The 2,210-nt window shown below is 70.3% G+C and carries 5 protein-coding genes; all 5 read left to right on the forward strand.

The features are described from left to right. The first annotated feature begins 86 nt into the window (after nt 1-86). The gene (locus tag Q9R28_RS16775) at nt 87-551 is read left to right on the forward strand and encodes an Asp23/Gls24 family envelope stress response protein (RefSeq protein WP_209685804.1); all 465 of its coding nucleotides are present in this window, start codon (nt 87-89) and stop codon (nt 549-551) included. After that, on the forward strand, nt 544-735 hold the full coding sequence (locus tag Q9R28_RS16780; RefSeq protein WP_066656066.1) for a DUF2273 domain-containing protein: 192 nt from the start codon (nt 544-546) through the stop codon (nt 733-735). Before Q9R28_RS16775 ends, Q9R28_RS16780 begins: the two co-directional genes overlap by 8 nt. Then, nucleotides 732-1,064: a hypothetical protein gene (locus tag Q9R28_RS16785; RefSeq protein ID WP_066653408.1), complete on the forward strand. Its 333-nt coding sequence runs from the start codon at nt 732-734 to the stop codon at nt 1,062-1,064. The genes Q9R28_RS16780 and Q9R28_RS16785 overlap by 4 nt, the downstream gene beginning before the upstream one ends. Before the next feature lie 12 nt (nt 1,065-1,076). After that, on the forward strand, nt 1,077-1,652 hold the full coding sequence (locus Q9R28_RS16790) for a DUF6286 domain-containing protein (RefSeq protein WP_066653411.1): 576 nt from the start codon (nt 1,077-1,079) through the stop codon (nt 1,650-1,652). Beyond that, nucleotides 1,649-2,210, forward strand: a 562-nt coding sequence (locus Q9R28_RS16795) for a hypothetical protein (protein WP_066653414.1), incomplete at its 3' end; no start/stop codon positions are given. The genes Q9R28_RS16790 and Q9R28_RS16795, both read left to right, overlap by 4 nt.

Genomic DNA, 2,210 nt, shown 5'->3' on the forward strand with positions numbered 1-2,210 from the left:
GTGACGAATCTCGGTGTCAGCCCGTCTCATCCGTGAACAGCAACCGCTGGGAACGAGTCCCGGCGGGTCCTCGAAGGGAGACACCAATGGCTGACACCACCACCACCTCGACCACTCCGGCGACCGCTTCGGCGGCGTCGCGCTCGGCCGGCCAGAACGGTTCGGGTACTGCGGGCAAGACCACGATCGACGACACCGTCGTGTCGAAGGTCGCCGGCATCGCCGCTCGTGAGGTCAACGGGGTGCACTCGCTGGGCGGCGGCGCTGCCCGTGCGATCGGCGCGATCCGTGACGCGATCGGTCAGCGTGACCACGGTCAGGGCGTCAAGGTCGAGGTCGGCGAGAAGCAGGTCGCCGCGGACGTCGTGATCGTCGCGGAGTACCCGGTGTCGCTGCAGCAGGTCGCTGACGGTGTCCGTTCGTCGGTCGCCCGTGCGCTGGAGCAGATCGTGGGCATGGAGGTCGCCGAGGTGAACGTGACCGTCCAGGACGTCTTCATCCCGGGTGATGACGACGACAACGACGACAAGAAGGAGTCCCGCGTTGAGTAACACACTCGTCGGCGCGCTGATCGGCGCCATCCTCGCCGTCGTGGCACTGCAGTTCGGGTTCTGGGGCTTCGTCCTGGTGATCGTGTTCGGTCTGGTCGGTGCCCTCGTGGCCGCGATCACGACCGGGAAGATCGACCGCGGTGCCCTGACCGACGTGCTGACCGGACGCCGGAGCTCCCGGTGAGCGCCGGCCCGGTAGGAGTCGACGCGACTGCCGTCCCGGGCCGCGTCGAGATCACCGCACGAGCGCTCACGGCGCTGGCGCGGGCAGCCGCAGCCGAACAGCTCGGCGTGCCCGCGAAGCGTCTGCGCGTGGGACTCGACGACGACCGGGGGTCCATCGTCCTCGACGTCACGGGTCCCGTGCGCGAACAAGCCGACATCGTCGCCGCGGCCGCTGCCGCCGCTGACGCGGTGGGTCGCAGGGTGGGCGAGTTGGCGGGACGTCACGTGGGTCGGACCCACATCGAACTGACCGGGATCGTGCGTGCGCACGAGGGCCGGGTCCGGTAGGAGACAGAGCACATGAGCACCGAACAGCTCGAGAAGCGGCTGCGTCGTCGCAGCATCCACCGGTCCCGGTCCACCGCGGTCGCGATCACCCTGGTCGTCGTCGCACTGGTCGCGGCGTGGATCGGCACCGAAGCGGTCCTGAAGGCCATCGGGCAGCAGCCGCTGCTGGCGGACCCGCAGACCGTGGTCGACACCGCCCTCACGCCCGACGCCGCGTTCACCACCATCATCGAGGTCATCGCCGCCGCCCTGGTGATCCTCGGCATCGTCCTGGTCGTGCTGGCCCTCAAGCCCGGCCGGCAGCCCCGGTCCGGGATCGACCGTGACCGTGGTGCGGTCGTGATCGACACCCGCATCCTGGCCTCCACCGCCGCGAACGCTGCCGCCCACGCAGCAGGCGTCCCGGAAGCCAACACGACCGCGTCCGCTCGTGGGCACCGCACCCAGGTGCACGTGGTGCCCCTGTCCGGCATCCCCGTCGATGCCAGCGCCGTCGAGCACGCCGTCGGGGACCGGCTCGGTCGCCTCGGCGGCAAGCACGGCTCGTCGGTGCAGGTCACCGTGGAACAGAAGGGAACCCTGGCATGACCACCACCAACCGCGGCGTCAACCGGGTCCTGCTGCTCCTGATCGGCCTGGTCGCCATCATCGTCGGTGTCACCATCGGCGCCGGGGTCCTGCAACCCGTCCGCGACGCCCTCCAGCCGTACCTGACGCTGCCGCAGCAGGTCACCGTGCCCGACCAGGCACTGTGGATCATCGCCGCGGTCTGCGCGGTGGTCATCGTCCTCGCCGTGATCGTGGTGTTCACTCGCGGTGGCGGCGGCACCAGCGTCGCGGTCCGGGAACGCTCCGGCGAGGACCAGGTCACCGTGAACGTCGCCCTCGTGCGAGACGTCATCGACCACGAACTCACCGGCGTCCACGACATCGTCGCCGCGAAGGTCGACACGTACCTGGTCAAGAAGACCCGCGCCGCACGCATCCGGGTCCACGTCCGCCGCGGCGGCGACGCGGTCACCGTCCTCGACGCCGTCGACCACGCCCTGACCACCCTCGACCAGACCCTCGGCCGACAGATCCCGGTCCTGGTCCACCTCACCGGCGGCACCCGCACCGCACTGGCACGCACCACCCGCGTCCAGT

Source organism: Curtobacterium sp. BRD11, from assembly GCF_031844345.1.
GTDB lineage: Bacteria > Actinomycetota > Actinomycetes > Actinomycetales > Microbacteriaceae > Curtobacterium.

Excerpts from the sequence above, each read along its gene's own strand:
- Q9R28_RS16790 (WP_066653411.1), top strand. The coding sequence starts at position 1,077 with ATGAGCACCGAACAGCTCGAGAAGCGGCTGCGTCGTCGCAGCATCCAC.
- Q9R28_RS16775 (WP_209685804.1), top strand. The coding sequence starts at position 87 with ATGGCTGACACCACCACCACCTCGACCACTCCGGCGACCGCTTCGGCG.